Source organism: Pseudomonas sp. UBA6310, from assembly GCF_002438225.1.
Taxonomy (GTDB): Bacteria; Pseudomonadota; Gammaproteobacteria; order Pseudomonadales; family Pseudomonadaceae; genus Pseudomonas_O; species Pseudomonas_O kuykendallii.
The window spans coordinates 70,920-89,076 of record NZ_DJTK01000076.1 but is presented as its reverse complement, the minus strand read 5'-3'; the positions used below and the strand labels follow the sequence as shown (position 1 = coordinate 89,076).

General features: G+C 66.2%; 16 protein-coding genes and 1 pseudogene. 13 read left to right on the top strand and 4 right to left on the bottom strand.

Annotation, left to right across the window (positions count from 1 at the left end; all coding sequences use genetic code 11):
- Nucleotides 1-3 precede the first annotated feature (3 nt).
- Nucleotides 4-978 (top strand): LysR family transcriptional regulator, encoded by a 975-nt coding sequence (locus B3E91_RS18945; RefSeq protein ID WP_287030984.1) that lies wholly within the window; start codon nucleotides 4-6, stop codon nucleotides 976-978.
- Nucleotides 979-1,031: 53 nt separating this feature from the next.
- On the opposite strand, the gene B3E91_RS18940 is transcribed toward B3E91_RS18945, so the two are convergent.
- A complete protein-coding gene (locus B3E91_RS18940) occupies nucleotides 1,032-1,901 on the bottom strand; it encodes a helix-turn-helix transcriptional regulator (protein WP_287030983.1) in 870 nt (289 codons plus the stop codon).
- Between the two features lie 98 nt (nucleotides 1,902-1,999).
- Between B3E91_RS18940 and B3E91_RS18935 the strand changes: the two genes are divergently transcribed.
- Nucleotides 2,000-2,929: an SDR family oxidoreductase gene (locus B3E91_RS18935; RefSeq protein WP_287030982.1), complete on the top strand. Its 930-nt coding sequence runs from the start codon at nucleotides 2,000-2,002 to the stop codon at nucleotides 2,927-2,929.
- Here the strand turns inward: B3E91_RS18935 and B3E91_RS18930 are convergent.
- On the bottom strand, nucleotides 2,926-3,549 hold the full coding sequence (locus tag B3E91_RS18930; RefSeq protein WP_414708302.1) for a LuxR C-terminal-related transcriptional regulator: 624 nt from the start codon (nucleotides 3,547-3,549) through the stop codon (nucleotides 2,926-2,928). The genes B3E91_RS18935 and B3E91_RS18930 overlap by 4 nt on opposite strands.
- A gap of 210 nt (nucleotides 3,550-3,759) precedes the next feature.
- On the opposite strand from B3E91_RS18930, the gene B3E91_RS18925 reads away from it, so the two are divergent.
- From B3E91_RS18925 to B3E91_RS18875, 11 genes and pseudogenes are all read left to right on the top strand, one after another.
- Nucleotides 3,760-4,284: a dimethylamine monooxygenase subunit DmmA family protein gene (locus B3E91_RS18925; RefSeq protein WP_287030980.1), complete on the top strand. Its 525-nt coding sequence runs from the start codon at nucleotides 3,760-3,762 to the stop codon at nucleotides 4,282-4,284.
- Complete coding sequence (locus B3E91_RS18920) at nucleotides 4,281-5,207, top strand: PDR/VanB family oxidoreductase (protein ID WP_287030979.1); 927 nt, start codon at nucleotides 4,281-4,283, stop codon at nucleotides 5,205-5,207. The genes B3E91_RS18925 and B3E91_RS18920 overlap by 4 nt, the downstream gene beginning before the upstream one ends.
- A 15-nt stretch (nucleotides 5,208-5,222) precedes the next feature.
- The gene (locus tag B3E91_RS18915) at nucleotides 5,223-6,239 is read left to right on the top strand and encodes a heme-dependent oxidative N-demethylase family protein (RefSeq protein WP_287030978.1); all 1,017 of its coding nucleotides are present in this window, start codon (nucleotides 5,223-5,225) and stop codon (nucleotides 6,237-6,239) included.
- 32 nt (nucleotides 6,240-6,271) lie between these two features.
- A complete protein-coding gene (locus B3E91_RS18910) occupies nucleotides 6,272-7,402 on the top strand; it encodes an aminomethyltransferase family protein (RefSeq protein WP_287030977.1) in 1,131 nt (376 codons plus the stop codon).
- Nucleotides 7,403-7,469: 67 nt separating this feature from the next.
- A complete protein-coding gene (locus B3E91_RS18905) occupies nucleotides 7,470-8,840 on the top strand; it encodes a flavin-containing monooxygenase (RefSeq protein WP_287030976.1) in 1,371 nt (456 codons plus the stop codon).
- Nucleotides 8,841-8,848: 8 nt separating this feature from the next.
- Nucleotides 8,849-11,194, top strand: a complete 2,346-nt coding sequence (locus tag B3E91_RS18900) for a DUF1989 domain-containing protein (RefSeq protein ID WP_287030975.1) — start codon at nucleotides 8,849-8,851, stop codon at nucleotides 11,192-11,194.
- A gap of 64 nt (nucleotides 11,195-11,258) precedes the next feature.
- Nucleotides 11,259-12,204, top strand: a pseudogene (locus tag B3E91_RS18895) (methyl-accepting chemotaxis protein); the annotation flags it as partial.
- Nucleotides 12,205-12,455: 251 nt separating this feature from the next.
- Nucleotides 12,456-13,817, top strand: a complete 1,362-nt coding sequence (locus B3E91_RS18890; RefSeq protein WP_287030973.1) for an ammonium transporter — start codon at nucleotides 12,456-12,458, stop codon at nucleotides 13,815-13,817.
- Between the two features lie 60 nt (nucleotides 13,818-13,877).
- Nucleotides 13,878-14,057 (top strand): hypothetical protein, encoded by a 180-nt coding sequence (locus B3E91_RS18885; RefSeq protein ID WP_287030972.1) that lies wholly within the window; start codon nucleotides 13,878-13,880, stop codon nucleotides 14,055-14,057.
- 350 nt (nucleotides 14,058-14,407) lie between these two features.
- The gene (locus B3E91_RS18880; RefSeq protein WP_287030971.1) at nucleotides 14,408-15,727 is read left to right on the top strand and encodes an ammonium transporter; all 1,320 of its coding nucleotides are present in this window, start codon (nucleotides 14,408-14,410) and stop codon (nucleotides 15,725-15,727) included.
- An 11-nt stretch (nucleotides 15,728-15,738) separates the two neighbouring features.
- Nucleotides 15,739-16,077, top strand: coding sequence for a P-II family nitrogen regulator (locus B3E91_RS18875; RefSeq protein ID WP_287030970.1), 339 nt, complete (start codon nucleotides 15,739-15,741; stop codon nucleotides 16,075-16,077).
- Between the two features lie 351 nt (nucleotides 16,078-16,428).
- On the opposite strand, the gene B3E91_RS18870 is transcribed toward B3E91_RS18875, so the two are convergent.
- Nucleotides 16,429-16,764, bottom strand: a complete 336-nt coding sequence (locus tag B3E91_RS18870) for a DMT family transporter (protein ID WP_090227985.1) — start codon at nucleotides 16,762-16,764, stop codon at nucleotides 16,429-16,431.
- 65 nt (nucleotides 16,765-16,829) lie between these two features.
- Nucleotides 16,830-18,152 carry an FMN-binding glutamate synthase family protein gene (locus tag B3E91_RS18865; RefSeq protein ID WP_287030969.1) on the bottom strand — a complete coding sequence of 441 codons (1,323 nt, stop codon included), beginning with the start codon at nucleotides 18,150-18,152 and terminating at the stop codon, nucleotides 16,830-16,832.
- Nucleotides 18,153-18,157 lie beyond the last annotated feature (5 nt).

Below are 18,157 nucleotides of genomic sequence, written 5' to 3'. Positions count from 1 at the left end.
AAAATGACCAAGCGTTCCGCTGGGAGCAACAGAGCGTCCCAATCGCAGTTACCGACGCCCGCCCTGACCGCCAGCCTGTTCGCCGATCTCTACTGGTACCTGCAGGTGGTCGAGGCCGGCAGCTTCTCCGGCGCGGCCGAGCGGACCGGTGTCGCGAAATCCAGCCTGAGCCGGCGCGTGGCCCAGCTGGAACGGCAACTCGGCGTGCAGTTGCTCAACCGCAGCACGCGGCTGTTCGCCATGAGCACCGTGGGCGAGCAGGTCTATCGACATGCCCTGGACATGCTGGCCGCCGCCGAAGCCGCCCGGGAATGCGCGCTGAACGCCACCGGCACACCCGGCGGGCTGGTGCGCATCGGCGTTCCCAGCATCCTTTCCGACTGGACCCTGGAGCTGCTCGCGACCTTCCGCAATACGCATCCGGCGGTGCAGTTCGCCTTGACCCTGCAGGACAACCCCGCCGATCTGGTCAGCCAGCGCCTCGATCTTTCGCTGAGCCTCAACGACGTCCCCAAGGACAGCGCCGCCGTGGTGGCACGCCCGCTGGCGCTGCTGAAACGGGTGGTGGCCGGCAGCCCGGCACTGCTCGACGCACTCGGCCAGCCGCGCTCGCTCGCCGACGTTGAGGACGAGCATCTGCTCACCCTCGCCTCGCCCACCGGGCTGACCTGGCAACTGCGTAGCGGCGCCCGCCAAATCCGCAACCCGGCGCTCAGCGCCGACAACACCCAGGCCCTGTTGCAGGGCGCCGGCGCGGGCCTCGGGTTGGCCTGCCTGCCGCTGTGCGCCTGCCTGCCGTCGCTGGAAAGCGGCGCGCTGAAACTGGCGTGCCAGGACGAAGGCCTGCCCTCCGCCACGCTCTACGCCCTCACCCCGCCGCACCGGGGCATCACCTCGACCGCACGAAAACTCATCGACCACATCCGCCAGGAACTCGCCAACCGCGAACGTCCGGGCGTGTCGGTGCTGTTCTCCTGACGCAGGCTTTCCCGGTTTTGACCGGGAGGGGCTTTCGTTAGCGCGGAAACCCGCTAGGCGCCGGTCGTCGAAGACGCGACGTCGGCAACCGGCGCCGGCTGAAAGTCCTTCAGCAGCGCCCGAACGCGCTCGACGTCGGCGGGCGTCGCCGGGTTGTAGACGATCATGCCGAGATCGGGGCGGCCATCCACGGCGAAACCGGAGTACTCCAGCTCGATCAGCCCCTGGCTGCCGTGGTGCAGGCGCTTGGTGCCCTCGCCATGGATGCGCACATCGTTGTCACGCCACAATGCGGCGAACTCGGGGCTCTGCGAGCACAGCTCATCCACCAGTTGGCCGACCTGCGACGTGGCCCCGGCACGCAAGGCATCGGCGCGAAACGTACCCACGAGGAAGCGCGCCATGCCGGTCCAGTCGTCCTGCCGGGCGCGCGCGGCCGGGTTGCAGAACATCAGGCGCAGGATGTTCCGCTGCCCCGTCGGCAGCCGGCCGTAATCGGTGAACACCGCCGCCGCGGCGCGGTTCCAGGCCAGCACATCCCAGACGGCGGTCCTGATGATCGCGGGGCTGTACTCGAACGTATCCAGCAGCCGCTGCAAGCGCGGCGTCACGCCCTCGGGGACGCGATAGACGACTTCCGGCGGATGGCCGAACGCGAGCAGGAACAGGTGTTCGCGCTCCGGCTCGGTCATCAGCAGGCTGGCGGCGATCCGGTTCAGCACCTCGGCCGACGGCGCACCGCCACGGCCCTGCTCGAGCCAGGTGTACCAGGTCGGGCTGATGCTGGCCCGCTGCGCCACCTCTTCGCGACGCAGCCCCGGCGTGCGACGACGCGCGCTGGAATAGCCGAAGTTCGCCGGGTCCAGCCGCGCCCGACAGTCCTTCAGATAAGCCCCCAGACGCTGAACCGACGACTCGCCCATAGCCACCCTGTTAGTCTTCATACCCTGATAACGTCACGTCTTTTACCGGGTAAACACTACGCGCAGGCTGCTCGCTCCCGCAAAGAGAGAATTGCACCATGCGCGTATTCGTAACCGGTTCCACAGGCTTCATCGGCACCCAGGTCACCCGCGAATTGCTCGCCGCCGGCCATCAGGTCCTCGGACTGACGCGCTCGGATGCCGGCGCTCGCGTCCTGCAGAAACTCGGCGCCGAGGTACACCGCGGCGATCTCGACGACCTCGCCCGCCTGCGGCGCGGCGCCGACGCTTGCGATGCGGTCATCCACACCGCCTTCGATCACGACTTCGCCCGTTTCGTCGCCAACTGCGAACAGGACGCCCGCGTGATAGCCGCCCTGGGCGCCGTGCTGGAAGGTTCGCAGCGCCCGCTGCTGATCACCTCGAGCACCGCCATGGGCTCCTCGACCCCGGGGCAGAGCGCGGACGAGGACCACGCGGACCTCCATCACCCCAATCCCCGGGTCGCGTCGGAACAGGCCGGGCACGCCCTGAGCCAGCGCGGCATTAACGTCGTGGTGATGCGCCTGTCGCAGATACACGACCCGGTGCGGCAGGGCCTGGTGAGTTACGTCACCGATCTGGCGCGGGAGAAAGGCGTATCCGCCTACCTCGACGAAAGCCTCAATCACTGGTCCGCCGCACCCCTGAGCGATACCGCCCGCCTCTACCGCCTGGCCCTGGAAAAACACCAGCCCGGCGCCCGCTACCACGCCACCGCGGAGTCGGCCATCCGCTTCCGCGACATCGCCCAGACCATCGGCGACTGCCTCGGCGTGCCCACCCGCGCGCTGCCCCGCGACGAGGCCGCGGCACATTTCGGCTGGCTAAGCGCCTTCGTGGGAAAGGACATGTCCGCCTCCAGCCAGAAAACCCGCGAGCGCCTGGGCTGGCACCCGGCCGGACCAGGGCTGCTATCGGATGTGGCGGATTGTTTGGCGTCCGGGGACATGGGCCTGGAGGGAAAGAATCGGGACAAAGGGCCTTAACCCGCCACCTCGAAGATCGCGCCCTCCACGCCCAGCACTTCACCGCTGGACGAGTACACACCAATGCCCGTCTCGCAGACTTCCTTGACGCGCCCATCGGCGCAGCAGATGCGATAGCGCAGTTGAAACGGCTCGTGCTTGAGCAGGGCGCATTGCACGCAGTACCAGACGTAGTCGGCGTACTCGGCGAGGATCAGCGAGCCGAAGCTGTGCGCGGGGTCGCGGGTCAGGTATTCGGCGGAGTAGCCGGTCAGTTGCAGGCAGCCTTCGCTGACGTAATCCATGTACCAGGTGCGGGCGTTGTCGCCGCGATAGATCAGCACCGGCAGGTCGTTGATCAGGCCGGCGACGCTCGCCGGCCCGACAGCCGGCTTGCTGACGGTCGAGGCCACGCCCTTGTGGCGGTGCACCCAGCTGGCCAGCTGCAGCCGCGAGTGCAGGTGAAACTTGCGCAGCAGGCTACGCACATAGATTTTCACCGTGCCATCGCTGATGCCCAGTTCGCGGGCGATCTGCTTGTTGCTGTTGCCTGCGGCGATCAACTGCAGGGTCTGCTCCTCACGATCGGTCAGCGCATCTGACACGGCTGCGGGGGCTGGGGCAAAACTGGCTGCACGCATGTTCTCCTCGCCGTCTTGTGCGGTGTGGGACGAATACGGACAGCAACTTCCATGCCTCCCGGCAGGCACTACCCCTTTTGGCATATCCCCTTGGGCAGATTGTGCGCATAGGCGTGACAGGAAACTATTTTGCCTACAGAGAAACACCAGTCATGCACCAACACATGACCTGATCGCTTCAATCCAGGGCAAGTCTGCACAAGGATCGCCATGAATCGCACAACCGAACTGCACCCTTTCAGCGTGCCGCGATACCCCAGCGGAAATCCCGCCCAACGGGTGATCGTTCAGGTACTGGTCACCCAGGACGCCGGGCAGCAACGCCATGCGCAATTGCTTGCCCGCGCCGATACGGAACTCCGCCACCTGGCGCTGCCGGAGTACGCCGACGAAGCCGCGCTGGGCGAGGCGCTCGCCACGCTGTTGAGCGAAGCCAAGGTCGGCGTGCACCTTGAGCTGCACGGTGATGAAGCCTTCATCTGGTCGCTGCGCGGGGTGGCCCGGGCTGCCGGCCTGCTGGCCGACGAGATCACCCTGCAGTGCAGCGAAAGCGGGCGGCGCATGCTGTTCTGCGTGCACTGCGCCAACCTCCAGCCAGGCACCTGCGCTGACCTGCAACCCTGCAGCCACTGTGGGGTCATGCTGGAAGTGCGCCGGCATTTTTCCGAGCGGCTGGGCGCCTACCTTGGCGTCTGCGCGGACGCCGACCAGCCCTATGCGCAGGCCCGGCCATGAGCGCCCTCGACGTGCGGGTCGGCGAAACGCGGCTGATCACCCCGGTCATTCGCGAGGTCTCGCTGATGCCCGTGAACGGCACGCTGCCGGCCTTTTCCGCGGGTAGCCATGTGCAACTGCACCTGCCCAACGGCAAGCGCAACGCCTACTCGCTGCTCAGCGACCCGGGCGACACCAGCCACTACCGCATCGCCGTGCGCCAGCAGGCCCAGTCCCGCGGCGGCTCGCGCTATGTGCACGAACAGCTGCAGACCGGCGATCAACTGAAAATCTCGCCGCCGGCCAATCTCTTTCCGCTGCACAGCACGGCGCGCCTGCACGTGCTGATCGCCGCCGGTATCGGCATCACCCCGTTCCTCGCCTATTGCACCGAGCTGCTGCGCCGCGGCGCCGCGTTCGAGCTGCATTACGCCTACCGCGCCGGGCTGAGCGATGCCTATGTCGAGGTGCTGCGCGAGCAGCTCGGCGAGCACCTGCACCTCTACGAAAGCAGCGCCCGGCGCCTCGACCTCGGTCAGTTGCTGGGCCATCGCCCGCTTGGCACCCACGTCTACGCCTGTGGCCCGCAATCGCTCCTCGATGCCCTGCGCGAGCAGAGCCTGGCGCTCGGCTGGCCCGCGGCGCGGGTGCACTGGGAAGCCTTCGCCGCGCCGGAGCCGGGCGTGCCCTTCGTCGTCGAGCTGGCCCGCAGTGGCCGGCAGGTGGCCGTCGGCGCCGAGCAAAGCCTGCTCGAAGCCCTGGAAAGCGCCGGCGTGGAGCTGCCCAACCTGTGCCGCGGCGGGGTGTGCGGCCAGTGCCGCACGCCCTACCTGAAAGGCGACGTGGAACACCGCGACCTGTTTCTCGCCCACGAGGAACGCGCCAGCAGCCTGATGCCCTGCGTCTCGCGTGGCTGCGGCAGCCCGATCCTGCTCGATATCTGATACCGGAGACGTGCCATGACCCTGACCTTCAAACCGGCAGAAACCTACCGGGACGACTTCAGCTTCCGTAACAGCCCGGCCGCCATCGCCCGGTTTCCGTTTCCGTTCCCGGAAGACGCCTACATGTACTCGGTGAACATCGAGCCGGCGGTGTCGCGCGATCCGGGCTCGGTGTTCGAGCACAGCTTCGACGTCGACGAGCATTACCTGTCGGAGATGGCCGAGCGTGCCCGCGTGCTGGAGCGCGACCCCGAGCGCTGCCTGGTGATGCCGCACATGGCCCAGGCCGCCTGGGACCTGCTGGAGATGCTCATGGAGCAGCTGGCAGGCGACTATCCGCAGCACTTCCAGCTGGAACGCAACGGCACCGCGTGGCGCTGGCAGAACCTGGCCATGGGCATCGATCAGTCGTTCACCTTCGGCGATGCCGACAGCCTGCCCTGCGAGCCGCTGGAGTACATCACCCGGCAGATGCAGGGCGATTTCGCCCTGCTCGACCAGCGCGACGGCGACCTGTTCATGGACGCCGGCATGGTCACCTGCCCGGCGGACTGGTCGCTGCGTTTCGATGCCGGCATGAGCTTCAAGCAATGGCACTCGCCCGTGCCGATGGCCAACCAGATGGGCATCTTCGAACGCGCGCTGAAGTTTCTGCTGAACATCCAGGTCGGCCACCCGGTACGCCGGCTGAACTGGACGCTGACCATCAACCCGCGCCTGGACACCTCACCGGAAACCTTCCACGAATGGGGCAGCGACCGCGGCTCGGTCACCCCGGACAACGTCGGTCGCCTCGTGCACCTGCGCGTGGAGTTGCAGCACATGGCCCGCCTGCCACGCTCCAACGCCGTGCTGTTCAGCATCCGCACCTACCTGATCAGCATGGAAGAACTGGTCAGCAACCCGGCCTGGGGGCGCCGCCTGCACCGCGTGCTGCGCGACCTGCCGGACGCCATCGCCGACTACAAGGGCATGACCCGCTACCGCCAGACACTGGTGGACTGGCTGCGCCAGTTCGACCCCGAAGCCTGACGCTCACCCCCCTGCATACGAGGAATTTTCCCATGGCCAATTCATGGCGCATCAGTGCGCTCCGCGAACGCCACCTGGCGCTTGGTTCGAACCTGGAAGACTGGAATGGCATGGGCACCGCCTGGACCTACGCCAGCGATCTGGCCGACCACCACGAGGCGATCCGCACCCGAGCCGGGCTGATGGACGTCTCGGGTCTGAAGAAGGTGCACTACGTCGGTCCCCACGCCGAAAGCCTGCTCGACTACGCCACCACCCGCGACATGGCCAAGCTCTATCCGGGCAAGTCGGTGTACGCCTGCATGCTCGACGAGGACGGCACCTTCATCGACGACTGCATCGTCTATCGCACCGGCCCCAACGCCTTCATGGTAGTGCACGGCGCCGGCACCGGCTACGAGATGCTGATCCGCTCGGCGCAGGGCCGCCAGGTGGCGGTGCTGTTCGACGACGATCTGCACGACCTGTCCCTGCAAGGCCCGGCCGCCGTGGACTTTCTTGCCGAGCACGTACCCGGCATTCGCGAGCTGCCCTACCTCCATCACCTGCAGACCAAACTGTTCGACCGCCCGGTGATGATCTCGCGCACCGGCTACACCGGCGAGCGTGGCTACGAGATCTTCTGCAAGGCCGCCGATGCGCCGCTGATCTGGGACGGCATCCTGGAAAAGGGCCAGGGCCACGGCATCATCCCCTGCGCCTTCACCGCCCTCGACTGGCTGCGCGTGGAGAGCTACCTGCTGTTCTTCCCCTACGACAACTCGCAGATGTACCCCTTCGCCGACCAGAAGGCGGGCGACACCCTGTGGGAGTTGGGCCTGGACTTCACCGTATCGCCGGGCAAGCGCGAATTCCGCGGCGCCGGCGAGCACTTCCGGCGCGAGGGCAAGGAGCGCTTCAAGATCTTTGGCGTGCTGCTCGAGGGCGAGAAAGCCGCCGAAGGGGGCGACACGCTCTGGCACGACGGCCGCCAGGTGGGCCTGATCACCTGCGCCATGTACTCGCGCCTGAGCGGACGCTCCATGGCCATCGCCCGCGTCGAACCCCACATCGCCGAGCAGGGTGTCCCCCTGGAGGTACGCGGCAGCCTGCAGGTCGGCGCCATCGCCCATAGCCTGCCCTTCGACGACCCCGAGAAGAAGAAACGTACCGCCAAGGGCTGAAGGCCTTGAGCGCTCCCGGGCGCTGCGTGGGTACGCGGCGTCATCACCGCCAATCGGAGAACCGAACATGAACCAACGCGTCGCCATCATCGGCGCCGGCCCCTGCGGCCTGGCGCAACTGCGAGCCTTCCAGTCGGCCCAGGCCGCCGGGGCGGAGATTCCCGAACTGGTCTGCTTCGAGAAACAGGCCGACTGGGGCGGCATGTGGAACTACACCTGGCGCACCGGCCTCGACGAGCATGGCGAGCCGGTGCACGGCAGCATGTACCGCTATCTCTGGTCGAACGGGCCGAAGGAATGCCTGGAGTTCGCCGACTACAGCTTCGACGAACACTTCGGCCGGCCCATGGGTTCCTACCCGCCGCGCGAAGTGCTCTGGGACTACATCAAGGGCCGCGTCGAGAAAGCCGGCGTGCGGCCTTACATCCGCTTCGACACCGCCGTGCGCAACGTCAGCTTCGATGCCGACAGCCAGCTGTTCACGGTCACCGCGCACGACCATCTGAACGACCGCACCTATAGCGAAACCTTCGACTACGTGGTGGTCGCCAGCGGCCACTTTTCCACGCCCAACGTGCCGAGCTTTCCGGGCTTCGAGCGTTTCGCCGGGCGCGTGCTGCACGCCCACGATTTTCGCGACGCGCTGGAATTCAAGGGCAAGGACGTGCTCATCGTCGGCGCCAGCTACTCGGCGGAAGACATCGGCTCGCAGTGCTACAAGTACGGCGCCCGCTCGATCACCAGTTGCTACCGCAGCGCGCCGATGGGCTACAAATGGCCGGCCAACTGGGAAGAACGTCCGTTGCTCACCCACGTGCAGGGCAGTACCGCCTTCTTCGCCGACGGCAGCAGCAAGCACATCGACGCGATCATCCTGTGCACCGGCTACAAGCACCACTTCCCGTTCCTGCCCGAATCGCTGCGCCTGAAGACCGGCAACCGCCTGTGGCCGCTGAACCTCTACAAGGGCGTGTTCTGGGAGCCGAACCCGAAGCTGATCTACCTGGGCATGCAGGACCAGTGGTACAGCTTCAACATGTTCGACGCCCAGGCCTGGTATGCCCGCGACGTGATCCTGGGGCGCATCGCCCTGCCCGACGCCGAGCACATGCACGCCGAAAACCTGGCCTGGCGCCAGGAAGAAGAAACGCTGGAAACCGCGCAGCAGATGTTCGAGTTCCAGGGCGAGTACATCCGCCAGCTGATCGCCGCCACCGACTACCCGAGCTTCGACATCGCCGAGGTCAACGCCACCTTCCTGCAATGGAAGGAGGACAAGTACGAAAGCATCATGGGCTACCGCGACAAGTGCTATCGCTCGCTGATCACCGGCACCCTCGCCACGCCCCATCACACCCCCTGGCTGGAAGCGCTCGATGACTCGCTGACGGCCTATCTGGCCGATGCCCCCACCGACTGCCTAAAGTCCGTCAGCTGAGGCCCGCCATGAATCTGCCCGTGACAAGCCGCCCGCTGGAGCCGGCCCTGTTCGCCCGTGCCGCCGACCTGGAGCGCCACCGCGTGGCGCCGGGCGGGCTGACGGTGGTCGCGCTGCAGGCCGGTGATCGCCTGCAGGTGATCGACATCGAAGGCGACCAGCCTGCCGAACTGCTGGCCTTCGCCGAGGACGGCCGCGAAGCGCTTTCGGCCCTGGGTCTGCAGGGCAGCAGCGGTGCCGATACCATCGCCCGCCTGTTGCACGACGGCAGCCGCGAATCGCGCCACGTCAGCAGCGGCTTGGCCCGGCGTGGCGTGGACTGCCGCCACCTGCCGGCCGCCGCCCGGTTGTGGCCCGCGGCAACACCGGCGGGCTTCAGCCGTGAATTGCAGGCCAGCGCGGCACTCTGCGTGATCGTCGCCGCGCCGGGCGGGCGTGTGGCCGTGGACAGCCAGCAGCGCGCCAGCGAGCTGCGTCTGCTGATCCACCGCGCCAATCCGTCAGGGCTCTGGCTGCCGCCACTGCCGGCGCCACTGGGCGAGGTGATCGACGAGTTCACCATCCACCCCGGCACTGCCCGCGACTACGTCGTCGCCGCCGGGCAGTTCATTCAGGTGATCGACGTCGCCGGGCGCCAGTGTTCGGATTTCGTCGCCTTCAACCGCCGCGGCCTCGACACCGGGCGCGAGATCGACCTCGACCCCACCGTCACCCGCACCCTGAATGGCAGCGCCTACCCGGGCCCCGGCCTGTTCAGCCGCTTCTACGACCGCGACATGCAGCCGATGCTCGAAGTGGTGCGCGACACCGTCGGCCGCCACGACACCTTCGCCTTGGCCTGCGCCGCGCGTTACTACGAGGCCCATGGCTACTTCGGCCACGCCAACTGCAGCGACAACATCAGCCGCGCCATGACCGCGCACGGCGTGAGCCCGCGTGCCGGCTGGCCGGCGATCAATTTTTTCTACAACACCGGCATCGACGCCCACCAGCATCTGACGCTGGACGAACCCTGGTCGCGTCCCGGCGATTACGTGCTGCTCAAGGCGATGACCGACCTGCTCTGCGCCAGCAGTTCCTGCCCGGACGACATCGACCCGGCCAACGGCTGGCAGCCCACCGATATCCATATCCGCGTGTATTCCGAGAAGGAGCGTTTCAGTCTCGCCATGGCCACTCGAAAAACAGCAGATGCCGACCCGGTACTGACCCGCGAAAGCGGCTTTCACGCCGGCACTTCGGCCCTCACCCGGCAGTTCGTCGACTACCGCGGTTTCTGGACACCGACCCGTTTCGACGGCTATGGCGCCACCGAGGAATACCACGGCTGCCGGGAGCGCGTGGCGGTGATGGACCTCTCCGCGCTGCGCAAATTCGAGGTGCTCGGCCCCGACGCCGAAGCGCTGCTCGACTACTGTCTGACCCGCGATGTACGCAAGCTCGCGGTGGGCCAGGTGGTCTATTCGGCGATGTGCTATGAGCATGGCGGCATGCTCGACGACGGCACCCTGCTGCGCCTGGGCGCCGATGCGTTCCGCTGGATCGGCGGCGAGGACTACGCCGGCGTCTGGCTGCGCGAGCAGGCCGAGAAACTGGGCATGAAGGTGTGGATAAAGAGCGCCTCCGAGCAGATCCACAACGTCGCGGTGCAGGGCCCGCTGAGCCGCCAGTTGCTCGCGCAGATGATCTGGACGCCCGGCACTCAACCCAAGCTGGAAGAACTGGGCTGGTTCCGCTTTCTGGTCGGCCGCCTGGACGATTACAACGGCCCGCCCGTGATGGTCTCGCGCACCGGCTACACCGGCGAGCTGGGCTACGAAATCTGGTGCCATCCGCAGGATGCGCTGCAGGTCTGGCAACGCCTGTGGCAGCTCGGCGAACCCATGGGCCTGGTGCCGTTGGGCCTGGAGGCGCTGGACATGCTGCGTATCGAAGCCGGGCTGATCTTCGCCGGCTACGAATTCGACGACCAGACGGACCCGTTCGAGGCCGGCATCGGCTTCTGTGTGCCACTCAAGAGCAAGGCCGCGGACTTCATCGGCCGCGACGCCCTATCGCGGCGCAATGCCGCACCTCGCCACAGGCTGGTCGGCCTGCACCTGGAAGGCAACGAAACCGCCGCCCATGGCGACTGCGTACACGACGGCCGCGCGCAGATCGGCGTGATCACCAGTGCCACACGCTCGCCCGTGCTGGGCCGCAACATTGCCCTGTGCCGGTTGGATGTCGGCTACTGCGAGCCCGGCACCGTGGTCGAGATCGGCAAGCTCGATAGCCAGCAGAAGCGCATTCGCGCGCAGGTCAGCGCCAGCACCGTCGCCTACGACCCGGACAAGAGCCGGGTGCGCGCCTGAACGCACCGGGTGTGGACGGAGAATTGCTTGGGGATGGCCATTCAATCTCACGGAGGATGGGCCGATGTGGTTCCGCAATGCATCCCGAAACCTGGCCAGCGAACTCAGTCAGTGGCTCAACCGCCTGTGCGACGGCCAGCCCGTCTCCGCGCCCGCGCCGCTGCAACAGCACACCGCGCTGTCCAGCAGCCTGCAGCGGCTGCAGCACGAGTGGGACGCGCTGCAGCACGCTCGCCAGCAGGCCGAACGCCAGCCAGCGCCCCCCTGCAGTGCCGACGAATACGTGGCACTCGAGGCCGATCTCAAGGAGGCACGGAAGCAGATTGGCGAGCTGCTCCAGGAACGCGAGGACAGCCAGCGGTGCCTGCACGCGCTGGACGCCGAGCGTGCCCACTGGGAAGAAGAGCGCCAGGTGTGGGAGCTGACCAAGCGCACGCTCACCGAAGGCTGCTGGGCGATGAACGTGGTGGCGGGCGACCCCGATCACCCGCAGAACCTGATCCGCTGGTCCGAGCAGTTCCGCGAACTGATCGGCTACAGCGCCCAGGAATTTCCGGACGGTTGGGACAGCTACTTCAAGGTGGTCAACCCCGATGACCTGAAACAGGTCATGCAGGTGTTCAACGCATCGATGGTCGACACCGGCGGCGACGGCTTCTACGCCGTCGAGTACCGCATGCGCCACAAGGTGCGCGGCGAGGTGTGGTTCCGCGAACGTGGCCGCTGCCTGCGCGATGCCCAGGGTCGGCTGGTCTACGTCACCGGAGCGGTACGCGAGATCACGGACGAGAAGACCGCCGCCACGCTGCACCAGCGAGAGCAGGCCAACATCCAGGCCACCTACGCGCAGATCGCCCAGGTCGCCGGGGTGATCCGCAGCATCGCCGAACAGACCAACCTGCTGGCGCTCAATGCCGCCATCGAAGCGGCCCGGGCGGGCGATCAGGGCCGCGGCTTCGCCGTGGTCGCCGATGAAGTGCGCAACCTGGCGCGGCGCACCCAGGAGTCGGTGCAGCAGATCCAGGGCATGTTGCAGAAGGAGCGCGCCGGCGAACCGGCGGCAGGTACGCCGTTGAAAACGTGAACGGAAAACCTGCGTGAAAAATAGCCAACGGCTCCGCTCGCCTCGTCGTCGATCTCCCTCCCGCTGGCACACACATTGCTTTCTCAAAGAGAAACTTTGTTTATCAAAAATAAAAAATTTCGGTTCAACCTGCCTTCGCACCACTTAGTCCAATAAACCGCTTTCGAGGATTCAGTAATGGAAGACAAGAAGACCCCGCCGACGCTCGAGGAGCTGCAGGCCCTGATCGAAATGACCAACACCCTGAACATGGAAATGTTCTATTGGTGGTGTACCGCGTTGATGATCTGCATCCACGCAGGTTTTCTGTCCTACGAGATTGGCGCCTCGCGCCTGAAAAACGCCCTGGCGGCGGGCGTGAAGAACATCCTCGCGTTCGGCTTCATCGTCCCCAGCGTGTTCCTCCTCGGCTGGGCCGTTTACAACGCCTTCCCCGACGGTCTGGTGCCGCGCATGGACGCGCTGATGGCCGGCATGCCGTGGAGCCAGTCCATGGGCCCGAACATCCAGGACAATGCCACCGGCATCTTCTGGGGCGCGTTCGCGCTGTTCGCCGCCACCACCGGCTCGATTCTCTCCGGCGCGATCATCGAACGGGCGCGGATGAGCGCCTTCATCATCATGACCATCGTCCTCGGCGGCTTTCTCTGGCTGCTGGCGGCGGCCTGGGGCTGGCACCCGGAAGGCTGGCTGACCGTGAAATGGGGCTACCATGACGTCGGCGCCGCGGGCGTGGTGCACATGATCGCCGGCTTCTTCGCCCTCGGCGTGCTGATCAACCTCGGCGCGCGCATCGGCCGCTTCAACCCGGACGGCAGCGCCAACGCCATCGTCGGCCACAGCATGCCGATGAGCGTGGTCGGCCTGATGCTGATCATCGTCGGCTTCTTCGGCTTCCTCGGCGGCTGCATCATCTACAACTCGGGTGCGCAGTGGATCAACATCTATGGCCAGCCGACCAACCTCTCGGCGTTTTCCTTCAACACCCTGATGGGCTTCGCCGGCGGCCTGATCGGCGCCTACCTGACCACCCGTGAACCCTACTGGATGATGTCGGGTGGCCTGGTCGGCATCATCTCGGTGGCGCCTGGCCTGGACCTCTACCATCCCGGGCTGGCCTACCTGATCGGCATGGGCGTTTCGGCCCTGGCACCGCTGGTCAACAACCTGCTGCTCAAGCTCAAGCTGGACGATGCGGTCGGCGCCTTCGCCGTGCACGGCTTCGGCGGTTTCGCCGGGCTGGTGATCAGCGGCATCTTCCTGGCCGGTTACCCCAACGTGAACGGCATGGCGGAGGTCAGTTTCTTCGGCCAACTCGGCGGCGCGCTGGTCATGGCGGCGCTGGGCTTCTTCCCCGGCTACGGCATCTCCTATGCCTTGAAAAAGGCCGGCATCCTGCGGGTTCCGGCGCATGCCGAAGAGCGCGGCCTGGACCTCACCGAAGTACCGGCTCAGGCCTACCCGGAGTGGAGCAGCATGTACGGCCAGAGCAGCACGGTGGGTGGCAGCGCCGCACCGGGCACCGCCATAGCCCAATGACCCCCGGCCGGCCGCGAACGCGGCCGGCTCACCTAAGGACTCACCCAAAGGAGTAGTGCCATGAGCATCACCACCTACGAAGGTGCCAGCGCCGTATTCACCTTCGCCGACAAGCCCGCCATCCTGGCCGTCATCAGCTTTCTGGTGGCGGCCACCAGCCTCTACGCATTGATCGCCACCGTCATTCACGAGAACCACAGCTACGCGCTGCCGGACGAAGACCTCGACAAGCTGAAGTGACCCCCTCGACCGGCAGCGATCGCTGCCGGTCATCCCCCCGCTCCACGCCCCTCCGCGATACCCATCAGGCAGCAGAACAGCGCCTCGCGCACCATGACAATGCATTGCATTCGCGCCCCGCTCGGCGGCATTCCCGGCCCCTCGTAACAAGTTGTTTCAGCTCAAGGGGTTAGCGGAAAAACAACCGGAGGACGGCACTTTTGGCAGGCCAATTGCTTTACTGAAAGGGAATTTAATTGCCCCACAGGAATAAAATCAGCGCGCTCGCCTGATGGTTCCAGGGGCAGAAAAATCCGGTGCGCCGCCGACAGCGGCCGGATAACTTTCCCGTCGGTTGGAGGCAGCAGGCAATGGTTCGGTTTGCACAGATTGGCCGCAGTATGTTCGTTCTTCCCCTGGTTCTTGGCAGTACCGTCGCCCTCGCCGACGAGGCGGTACCGACGATCGACAGTGGCGATACGGCCTTCGTGGCGCTCTGCTCGCTGGTCGTGTTGCTGATGACGCTGCCGGGGCTCGCGCTCTTCTACGGCGGCATGGCACGGACCAAGAACGTGCTGTCGATCCTCATGCAGGTGTTCTGCACCGCCTCGCTGATGTCGGTGCTGTTCGCGATCTACGGCTACAGCCTGACCTTCACCGACGGCGGCCCGCTGCAGGCGATGATCGGCGGCGTGGACAAGCTGTTCATGCTTGGCATCACCAAGGACTCGATAGTCGGCACCATTCCGGAGTACCTGTACTTCCTGTTCATGCTGCTGTTCGCCGCCATCACTCCGGCGATCATCGTCGGCGGCTTCGCCGAGCGCATGAAGTTCTCGGCGGTGATGGTGTTCATGGCCGTGTGGCTGACCATCAACTACATCCCCATGGCGCATATGGCCTGGGGCGGCGGTTGGGTGTTCAACCTAGGGGTACAGGACTTCGCGGGTGGCAACGTGGTGCACCTGAACGTCGGTATCGCCGCGCTGGTGGGCGCCTGGTTGCTGGGGCGCCGCCATGGCTTCGGCACGCCGTCGCTGGCGCCGCACAACATGACCATGACGCTCACCGGCGGCTCGCTGCTGTGGGTCGGCTGGCTGGGTTTCTGCGGTGGCTGCGCGCTGGCGGCCAACGGCTACGCGATGCTGATAATGGTCAACACCATGCTCGCCAGCTGTGCCGGCGCATTGGGCTGGATGGTCGTCGAATGGCAGCACCGTGGCCGTCCGAGCATGTTCGGCGCGCTGTCCGGGGCCATCGCCGGCTTGGTGGCCATCACCCCGGCCTGCGGTTTCGTCGGGCCCATGGGCGCCATCCTGCTCGGCCTCATCGCCGGCCCGGTGTGTGTCTGGTCGGTGGAAAAACTCAAACCGATGATCGGCCTGGATGACTCCTTCGACGTGTTCGGCGTGCATGGCGTGGCCGGCATCCTCGGCGGCCTGCTGACGCCCGTGCTCGCGCACACCGCCATCGGTGGCCAGGGCTTCGCCGAAGGCCGCGACCTGTTCAGCCAGTTGCTGGTCAACGGTGGCGCCATCCTGTTCAGCATCACCTTCTCGGCCATCACCAGCCTGATCGCCTACAAGGTCGCCGGCCTGCTGTGCCGCGGTCTGCGTGTGGATGAAGAAACCGAGCTCGACGGCCTCGACCTCTCCTCCCACGGCGAAGTGGGCTACAAGTACTCGAACTAAGGGCTAAGGCGATGAAACTGATCACCGCGATCATCAAACCGTTTCTACTCGACGGCGTGCGTGAGGCGCTCACCGAGGTGGGCGTCAATGGCGTCACGATCACCGAAGTCAGGGGCTACGGCCGCCAGAAAGGCCACACGGAAGTCTACCGGGGCGCCGAGTACGAGGTGCAGATGCTGCCCAAGGTCAAACTGGAGCTGGTGGTGGCGGACAACTTCTCCCCGGCGGCCGTGGAGGCCATCCTGAAAGCCACCCGTACCGGCAAGATCGGCGATGGCAAGGTGTTCATCCAGGACCTCGAAAGGGTCGTGCGGATCAGAACCGGCGAGCTGGACGACAGCGCCGTCTGACGACGGCAGCCGGCCCCACCCGGGGCCGGCTGATATCCCCTTTGCCTGGACGGGGTGCACTGGCACCTCGCTCGGGCAGCCCCCCTGGCCCTGCCCTCGCGCCCAGGATCTGCCGAGGTTTCAGCGCGACCCGCCTTGCCGCGAGCACTCACCCGGCGATCCGCGAAACGAAAGACGCAGGGACCGGCACCCCTTCCCCTCTTCCAACGATGCATGGCGAGATTTCCCGCGCACTCCGCAAGGCCGGGCTGCTTCGACGCACGGCGTCACTCGATGGCGCATCTGCCCGCCAGACTTCGCCTCTCATGCCCTACCTCGCGCCAAACAAGCTCCGGCGCGGCGTCGACAGCCCTAGCTCACCGGACTGAACAGCTTCAGGCCGACCACCCCGCAGATGATCAGCATCAGGCACACCAGCCGCGCCAGCGTGGCCGGTTCGTGAAGAAAGAGAATCCCATAGATAGCCGTACCGACCGCCCCGATGCCGACCCATACCGCATAGGCAGTGCCCATCGGCAGGTAGCGGGCCGACAGGGTCAGCAGGTACATGCTCAGTGCGATGAAGAAGAGGCAGTAGAGGCTCGGCCAAAGCCGCGTGAAGCCCTGCGTACGGGGAATGGCAGAGGCGTACATCACTTCGCAGATGCCGGCGGTGAGCAGGATCGCCCAGGCCCAGGATGCAGTCATTTGACGCCTTTCAGATGCACAAAAGCCGGCTTTTCCGCTTGGGAAAAGCCGGCTGATGGGTGAGGTCAGTAACCCTGTCCAGGCACCCAGCTGGTGCCGGCCAAGGGTACGCGTGCCATGGCGGCGGACTCGACGGTCAGCGCGACCAGATCCTCGGGGTCGAGGTTGTGCAGGTGCGACTTGCCGCAGGCGCGGGCCATGGTCTGGGCTTCCAGCACCAGCACACGCAGGTAGTTCGCCAGGCGCCGGCCGCCTTCGACCGGATCGAGGCGCTTGGACAGCTCCGGGTCCTGGGTGGTAATGCCCGCCGGATCGCGACCATTCTGCCAATCGTCGTAGTAGCCGGCGGCCGAACCGATCTTCTTCAGTTCCTCGTCCAGGCGCGGATGGTTGTCGCCCAGGGCGATCAACGCGGCAGTGCCGATGGCAACGGCATCGGCGCCCAGGGCCATGGCCTTGGCCACGTCGGCGCCGTTGCGGATGCCACCGGAGACGATCAGTTGCACCTTGCGGTGCATGCCCATTTCCTGCAGCGCCTGCACGGCCTGCGGGATGGCCGGCAGAATCGGGATGCCGACGTGTTCGATGAACACTTCCTGAGTCGCGGCGGTGCCGCCCTGCATGCCGTCCAGCACGATCACGTCGGCACCGGCTTTCACCGCCAGTTTCACGTCGTAGTACGGCCGGCTGGCGCCGACCTTCACGTAGATGGGTTTTTCCCAGTCGGTGATCTCGCGCAGCTCGGCGATCTTGATCGCCAGGTCGTCCGGGCCGGTCCAGTCCGGGTGACGGCACGCCGAACGCTGGTCCACACCGATGGGCAGCGTGCGCATGCCCGCGACGCGCTCGGTGACCTTCATGCCCAGCAGCATGCCGCCGCCGCCCGGCTTGGCGCCCTGCCCCAGCACGATTTCGATGGCGTCGGCCTTGCGCAGATCGTCCGGGTTCATGCCGTATCGCGACGGCAGGTACTGATACACCAGGTGCTGCGACTGGCCGCGCTCTTCCGGGGTCATGCCGCCGTCGCCGGTAGTGGTGCTGGTGCCGGCGATGCTGGCGCCACGGCCGAGGGCTTCCTTGGCGTTGGCCGACAGCGCGCCAAAGCTCATGCCGGCGATGGTTACGGGGATCTTTAGGTGCAGCGGCTTCTTGGCGAAGCGGTTGCCGAGGATGACATCGGTGCCGCACTTCTCGCGGTAGCCTTCCAGCGGATAGCGCGACATGCTGGCGCCAAGCAGTAGCAGGTCGTCGAAGTGCGGCAGCTTGCGCTTGGTGCCGCCGCCGCGAATGTCGTAGATGCCGGTTTCGGCGGCACGCTGGATTTCCTGGATGGTCAGGCGGTCGAAGGTGGCCGACTCGCGCAGGACAGGGGGTTGTTTCTCGCTCATGGAGA

Excerpts from the sequence above, each read along its gene's own strand:
- B3E91_RS18900 (WP_287030975.1), top strand. The coding sequence starts at position 8,849 with ATGAATCTGCCCGTGACAAGCCGCCCGCTGGAGCCGGCCCTGTTCGCC.
- B3E91_RS18905 (WP_287030976.1), top strand. The coding sequence starts at position 7,470 with ATGAACCAACGCGTCGCCATCATCGGCGCCGGCCCCTGCGGCCTGGCG.
- B3E91_RS18920 (WP_287030979.1), top strand. The coding sequence starts at position 4,281 with ATGAGCGCCCTCGACGTGCGGGTCGGCGAAACGCGGCTGATCACCCCG.
- B3E91_RS18875 (WP_287030970.1), top strand. The coding sequence starts at position 15,739 with ATGAAACTGATCACCGCGATCATCAAACCGTTTCTACTCGACGGCGTG.
- B3E91_RS18880 (WP_287030971.1), top strand. The coding sequence starts at position 14,408 with ATGGTTCGGTTTGCACAGATTGGCCGCAGTATGTTCGTTCTTCCCCTG.
- B3E91_RS18865 (WP_287030969.1), bottom strand. The coding sequence starts at position 18,152 with ATGAGCGAGAAACAACCCCCTGTCCTGCGCGAGTCGGCCACCTTCGAC.
- B3E91_RS18870 (WP_090227985.1), bottom strand. The coding sequence starts at position 16,764 with ATGACTGCATCCTGGGCCTGGGCGATCCTGCTCACCGCCGGCATCTGC.
- B3E91_RS18930 (WP_414708302.1), bottom strand. The coding sequence starts at position 3,549 with ATGCGTGCAGCCAGTTTTGCCCCAGCCCCCGCAGCCGTGTCAGATGCG.
- B3E91_RS18935 (WP_287030982.1), top strand. The coding sequence starts at position 2,000 with ATGCGCGTATTCGTAACCGGTTCCACAGGCTTCATCGGCACCCAGGTC.
- B3E91_RS18910 (WP_287030977.1), top strand. The coding sequence starts at position 6,272 with ATGGCCAATTCATGGCGCATCAGTGCGCTCCGCGAACGCCACCTGGCG.
- B3E91_RS18885 (WP_287030972.1), top strand. The coding sequence starts at position 13,878 with ATGAGCATCACCACCTACGAAGGTGCCAGCGCCGTATTCACCTTCGCC.
- B3E91_RS18925 (WP_287030980.1), top strand. The coding sequence starts at position 3,760 with ATGAATCGCACAACCGAACTGCACCCTTTCAGCGTGCCGCGATACCCC.
- B3E91_RS18940 (WP_287030983.1), bottom strand. The coding sequence starts at position 1,901 with ATGGGCGAGTCGTCGGTTCAGCGTCTGGGGGCTTATCTGAAGGACTGT.
- B3E91_RS18890 (WP_287030973.1), top strand. The coding sequence starts at position 12,456 with ATGGAAGACAAGAAGACCCCGCCGACGCTCGAGGAGCTGCAGGCCCTG.
- B3E91_RS18915 (WP_287030978.1), top strand. The coding sequence starts at position 5,223 with ATGACCCTGACCTTCAAACCGGCAGAAACCTACCGGGACGACTTCAGC.
- B3E91_RS18945 (WP_287030984.1), top strand. The coding sequence starts at position 4 with ATGACCAAGCGTTCCGCTGGGAGCAACAGAGCGTCCCAATCGCAGTTA.